Raw genomic sequence first — 6179 nt, forward strand, 5'->3', positions numbered from 1 at the left:
TTACGATGCATTATTCAAACTCACCGTGAACCAGAAATGTGCGCCTTTGCCCGGCGCGCTTTGCACGCCGATTTGGCCGCCCATCAGTTCGGTCAATTCCCTGGCAATAGCCAGGCCAAGCCCGGTGCCGCCGTATTTACGCGAAATGGAAGAATCCGCCTGGGTAAATTTTTCAAACAACTTCCCAAGAATTTTGGGCTCAATGCCGATGCCGGTATCGATAATTTCAAATTTGATTTTGGTGAATTTCTTTTCATGGCCCATATTCTGCACCCGAATGGTGATCCCGCCTTTTTCCGTGAATTTTATCGCATTACTGACAATGTTCAGCAAAATCTGGCTTAACCGCGTGGGATCGCCAAGAACATAATCCGGAACCGACCCGATGACTTCCTTGACGATGGTCAGATTCTTTTCCTTGGCCATCGGCATGGTAAGGCCAATCACGGAATCGATAATGGCATTCGGATTCAACAAAATACTTTCCAAACGCAGCCTGCCGGATTCTATTTTCGACATATCCAGAATGTCGTTGATAATGTTCAGCAGCGATTTCGAAGAATTTTGAATAACCTTGATGTAATCGTCCTGTTCGTCCGTCAACTTGGTATCCGACAATAATTGCGAAAACCCAAGAATGCCGTTCATCGGCGTACGGATTTCATGGCTGATGGTTGCAAGGAAATCGGTTTTGGCTTTGGATGCGTCTTCCGCCTTGGATTTGGCCTTTTCCAATTCCAGCATCATTTTCTTCTGCTCGGTTATATCGCTGGACACCGCCAATACCATCGTTTCGCCGCCAATACCCACAATTGGCTTGCGCAATGTATAATAAATCTTTTCGCTGCCATCCGTAGCTATCCAAATTTCTTCTTGCGCCATTTCGCGCTGACCTACGATGACCTTTAAATCGTCTTCATAAATCATATATGCGCGATCCGTATTTTTATCCAGCTCCAGGATGGAATGATACAAAACTTGCGCCGGAGAACGGCCATACCGCGATGCCGCAGCCTGATTGCAGAAAAATATTTTACCTTCTTTGTTGCGCACCTGGATATGGGTTGGATCGGTGTCGAATATCAATTGCAGGAATTCGCGGCTGGAATTGATTTTTTTGGTCCATTCGTATTGATGCGCGAAAGCGCGGCGAATATAAACGAAAAATGCGCTGCCAAAGCCCAGCAGAATAACCAGCACCACGACCAAGTTCGGAATAAATTCTTTTAAAATCAAGGAACTGCTTAGATTCGGTTGCCAAGTGATAATGCCCAATTCGTTGCCATCAATATCTTTCAATTGTAAATAGAATTTCTTGGCTTCGTGCAATTTAACCGGATTAAAGGCAACTGAATGCGGCTGATAATTCATATCCGAAATATTGTAAACTTGCGCCCATTCCTGCAATGCGGCTTTATCCAACTTCCGCACAAATACAAGCATTGACGGGTTTTTTGGCAATGGATCGGGAACGCCTTTTTCATCATCCAGACCGGCGATGAAATTGGCGCTGACCATCAATAATTGACCATTTTCTTCGGCAAAAGAAATGCGGCTGCGGTCTAGCGGTTTACCGTGACGATTACGAAAATCTTCCAGCAATAAATCCACTAACCGTTCCACAAAAGGCTCCAGGTGTGGATTCTTGACCCGCTTTCCGGCTTCGTATTGCACAAAAATGCTTTTATCGAACCGCACTACCGTCGCGCCGTTGATCGAATAGTTATTGGTAACGTTATAAGAAATATTTTCATCGGCGAATTTTAAATCTTCTTTTTCGTACAGCGCGCGGTAAGCATCGTTCCATTCCGCATAATCGCGCAATAAGCTGGCCATGATATTTTGCCGGTCGCGCAACAACGAACCGACGATTTTCACATCGTTCTTGTTGTCGACATGATCCAGAGTGCGGATTCCTTCCGAACTGAAATACACCAACAGAAACAATGCCAGGCAAATCAGCCCCGCAAAGACCAGCGAAAGTCTTTTCAGCAACCGGTTTTCACCGGCGGCCAGATCGCCAAATAATTGCGGCAGGTTTGATTGCACGACAGAAACGTCCTTGAACCATTTGAAAATAAAGACTTTATTACCTTAACAAACAATGTTGTATAAATGATTAAGGTGTTTGAATTTTCAGCTATTTCGTGTATGTATAACACGTTGTTTTTCATACATATTTTCGACAAATACAGAGGTGTGAGCCATGAGTGCTAATAATTCCCTAATGCGCGGCAAGCGCGGCCTGATCATGGGCGTTGCCAACGACAAATCCATTGCGTGGGGCATCAGCCAGCAATTGCATGCGCAAGGCGCGGAACTGGCTTTTACCTATCAGGGAGACGCCTTGAAAAAACGGGTGGAACCGTTGGCCCAATCGATCGGCAGCAAAATCATGCTGCCCTGCGATGTATCAGACGAAGCCAGCATGGACGCCGTATTCGCCACCTTGAAAAAAGAATGGGGTACAATCGATTTCGTTTTGCACGCGATCGGCTTTTCCGACAAAGACGAATTAAAAGGCAAGTATCTGTCGACCAGCCGCAAGAATTTCAACATGACCATGGACATTTCTTGTTTTTCTTTCACGGCCGTTGCGCAGCGCGCCGTGCCGTTAATGCCAAATGGCGGCAGTTTGTTGACTCTTACCTACGGCGGATCGCAACGCGTGATGCCGCATTATAACGTCATGGGCGTGGCCAAAGCAGCATTGGAAGCCAGCGTCAAATACCTGGCCATGGATCTCGGACCGCAAAATGTTCGCGTTAATGCCTTATCTGCTGGGCCGATTCGCACGCTGGCCGCGGCCGGTATCGGCGATTTCCGTTATATATTGAAATGGAACGAATATAACTCGCCATTGCGCCGCAACGTATCGCTCGAAGATGTCGGCAAATCGGGATTATACTTATTGTCGGATCTATCGACCGGGGTTACCGGCGAAATTCATTATGTCGACTGTGGCTATAACGTCATCGGTATGAAAGCGGTCGACGCGCCGGACATCACCGTAAATAAAGAAACCAACGAATCCAGCGCCGCATGAAGACCGTAAAAAAAATTCTGCTGTGGCTTTTTGCCGTGGTGGGATTCATAACCGCTTTGCTGGTTACGCTTGGAATATTGGCCGCCTATTGGGGGTATGAGGCCGATTATGCCCACCTGCCCGACCGAATGATTCTAAGTTTCGATGTCGGCGAAGGACTTTCCGGCAATGAAAATCATGATCCTTTGGCGCGCCTGTTCGGCAAATCCGATATATCTTTACGCCAGGCAATAGAGACCATTCGCGCCGCCGCCAGCGATCCTGGCGTTCAAGCGATTGTCATGCGCGTCGACAATGTGAATATTGGCATCGCCAAAACCCAGGAATTGCGCAACGCGATTACCTTTTTCCGCGATTCGGGCAAAAAAACATACGCCTTTGCCGATACATTCGGATTCGAAGCCAGCGGCGACAACGCCTACTACCTTGCCAGCGCATTCGATCAGGTTTGGATGCAGCCGTCCGGCGATTGGGGCTTGTTCGGCATTTCCATAGAAATTCCGTTCTTGCGCGGATTCCTGGATAAAATCGGGATCAAGCCGATTGTAAAGGCGCGGGAAGAATATAAAAACGCTTTTTCTTTTGCCACCAATACCGAATTTGGTGAAGCGGAAAAACAAGCCATGCAATCCATGGCGGACAGCATCCATTCGCAACGCGTGAATGATATTGCCGAAAATCGCGATATCGGGCCAGACCATCTGGCAACTTTGATCGATCAATCGCCCATGCCGGCCAAACAGGCCTTGGAACAACATTTATTGGATAAAGTTGGATATATCACCGATATCCGCGCGCATTTAAAATCGGAATATGGCCAAAAAACAGAATTCGTGCATATCGGGGATTATGCCGCATTTCTGGAACCACAAGCGCAGGACCCCATCGTCGCTGTAATTTATGCCGATGGCGAAATCATGCGCGGAGATAAAGATCCAAAAGATCAATGGCGCCCGGATGGCGGCGTTTATTCGAGCGACATTGTTCGTACCTTATTTGATTTATCGACAGACAAAAATATTAAGGCTGTCGTGCTGGCCATTAACAGCCCAGGCGGTTCTTATCTGGCATCCGATACCATTTGGAATTCGGTACAAAATCTGAAGGCCACCGGTAAACCGGTTTATGCGGTTATGGATAACGTGGCGGCATCGGGCGGATATTACATCGCCATGGCCGCGGATAAAATTTACGCCATGCCGGGCACATTAACAGGATCGATTGGCGTTATTGCCGGTAAAATATCGCTGGCTGAAGCGGCGGAAAAATTGGGCATTCATTTTGACAAGGTGCAAGCCGGCAATAATGCCGATTTATGGTCGCCGGCGCGGGATTTCTCGCCGGAAGCGGAAAAGAAACTGGATGAATTTTTGGACCGTTCCTATCATGATTTCGTGCAAAAAGCCGCCAATGCGCGCAACATGCCGTTCGACAAAATGCGCGATGCCGCCCGTGGCCGCGTGTGGACTGGCGAGCAAGCGCTCGATCTGGGATTGATCGACAGCACCGGCGGATGGGAACAACTCGAAGCCGATTTGCGCGAATCATTGAAATTGAAAGACAACCAAGAAATCGCCTTTACCGTTTATCCAAAGCCAAAATCGGCCTATGAAGAACTGATGGAAAAATTCAACAGCTATTCCAGCGCGGTCGAAGCGCAAATGAACGTGCTAGCGCCTATTTCCGCGATTTTTAACCCCTCCGAACAACAAGGCCGTATTCAATCGCGCATGGATTGGATTTTAAGATAAGTTTTTTAATGTTGTCATTCCCGCGGAGGCAGGAATCTAGACAATCTAAACATTTGCACAAGAAACAAAACTTTATTTATCGCCGTGAACGGCTTTTACGCTGGATCCCCATCTTCATGGGGATGACAGCTTATACTTGATCTAAGAATTTAAATTCTTTTCGCGCAGATTAAAAACTCTTTATTGCCGTCCTGGCCTTCGATGGGGCTATCGATAATTCCGCTGACTTGCCAGCCCATATCGTTTCGAAGCCATTGCTCAATTTCCCCGCAAACCCGCGCATGCTCAGCCGGGTCTTTGACAATACCGCCTTTGCCAACCTTGCCAGCGCCTACTTCGAATTGCGGCTTGATCAGCGCGATCAACACACAATCTTTGGGTGCCACTTGCAACAAGGCTGGTAAGGCCTTGATGACACTAATAAAACTGACATCGCACACGATAATTTGAAATTCCTCGAAACTCGATGGCAATTGATCGGGCGTGATATGCCGGATATTGGTTTTCTCCAGCATCGTTACGCGATCGTCGTTTCGCAGCCGTTCAATCAATTGTCCTTCGCCCACATCAATGGCCAAAACATGCGCGGCGCCATGATGCAGCAACACATCGGTAAACCCGCCGGTCGATGCGCCGACATCGATACAAATTTTATCCTTACAATCGATTTTAAAATGCTTAATCGCGGCATCCAATTTCAATCCGCCGCGCGAAGCAAAGGATTCATCCACGCCGCGCAATTCCAACGCAGCATCGGGGCCTATCAGTTCCGATGGTTTGGTTAAAGCCTGATCGCCCAAAAATACTTTGCCGCCGGCAATAAGCGCCTGTGCCTTGCTGCGCGAAGGCGCGAACCCGCGTTCGGTCAAAATCACATCCAGCCGTTTTTTGTGAAAATCCGTCACGGATTACATTTTGCGGTCGATGGCATACCGCGCCAGGGAACGCAATAAATCCGCGCGTTCATCGAACATATCAAGATGGCGCATGGCTTGCGCGGCCAGCATTTCGGCCTGCGCCTTGGCCCGGTCTACCCCAAGCAGAGTGACAAAATTTGGCTTGTTATTTTCCGCATCCTTGCGAACCGATTTCCCGGTTTCCGCGGTGCTGCCTGCTGCGTCCATAACGTCGTCGGTAATTTGAAATGCAAGCCCCAAATCATGCGCATAGGACGACAGCGATTGCCGCGCCTTGCCGGGAACCTTGGCCAGAATCGCGCCTGCTTCGCAAGCAAACGAAAATAACTCGCCGGTTTTTAAACGCTGCATCCGCACAATCGCCGCCATATCGAGATCAGCGCCGGACGATAAGATATCCAGCATTTGGCCGCCAACCATGCCGCGTGGGCCGGCCGCTTGCGCCCGACGGGTTACAAGATTTGA

General features: G+C 48.5%; 5 protein-coding genes. 2 read left to right on the forward strand and 3 right to left on the reverse strand.

What is annotated here, in order from left to right:
* Positions 1–2049: a PAS domain S-box protein gene (locus tag EYC62_06735; GenBank protein TAH33579.1), complete on the reverse strand. Its 2049-nt coding sequence runs from the start codon at positions 2047–2049 to the stop codon at positions 1–3.
* A gap of 157 nt (positions 2050–2206) precedes the next feature.
* On the opposite strand from EYC62_06735, the gene fabI reads away from it, so the two are divergent.
* Both fabI and sppA read left to right on the forward strand, forming a co-directional pair.
* Positions 2207–3046, forward strand: coding sequence for an enoyl-[acyl-carrier-protein] reductase FabI (gene fabI, locus EYC62_06740; GenBank protein ID TAH33580.1), 840 nt, complete (start codon positions 2207–2209; stop codon positions 3044–3046).
* Complete coding sequence (sppA, locus tag EYC62_06745) at positions 3043–4797, forward strand: signal peptide peptidase SppA (GenBank protein TAH33581.1); 1755 nt, start codon at positions 3043–3045, stop codon at positions 4795–4797. The genes fabI and sppA overlap by 4 nt, the downstream gene beginning before the upstream one ends.
* A 149-nt stretch (positions 4798–4946) precedes the next feature.
* Here sppA and EYC62_06750 read toward each other — a convergent pair whose 3' ends face one another.
* Both EYC62_06750 and EYC62_06755 read right to left on the reverse strand, forming a co-directional pair.
* The gene (locus tag EYC62_06750; GenBank protein ID TAH33582.1) at positions 4947–5702 is read right to left on the reverse strand and encodes a TlyA family RNA methyltransferase; all 756 of its coding nucleotides are present in this window, start codon (positions 5700–5702) and stop codon (positions 4947–4949) included.
* Between the two features lie 3 nt (positions 5703–5705).
* Positions 5706–6179, reverse strand: a 474-nt coding sequence (locus tag EYC62_06755) for a polyprenyl synthetase family protein (GenBank protein ID TAH33583.1), incomplete at its 5' end; no start/stop codon positions are given.

This window comes from Alphaproteobacteria bacterium, assembly GCA_004295055.1.
Lineage (GTDB): Bacteria > Pseudomonadota > Alphaproteobacteria > SHNJ01 > SHNJ01 > SHNJ01.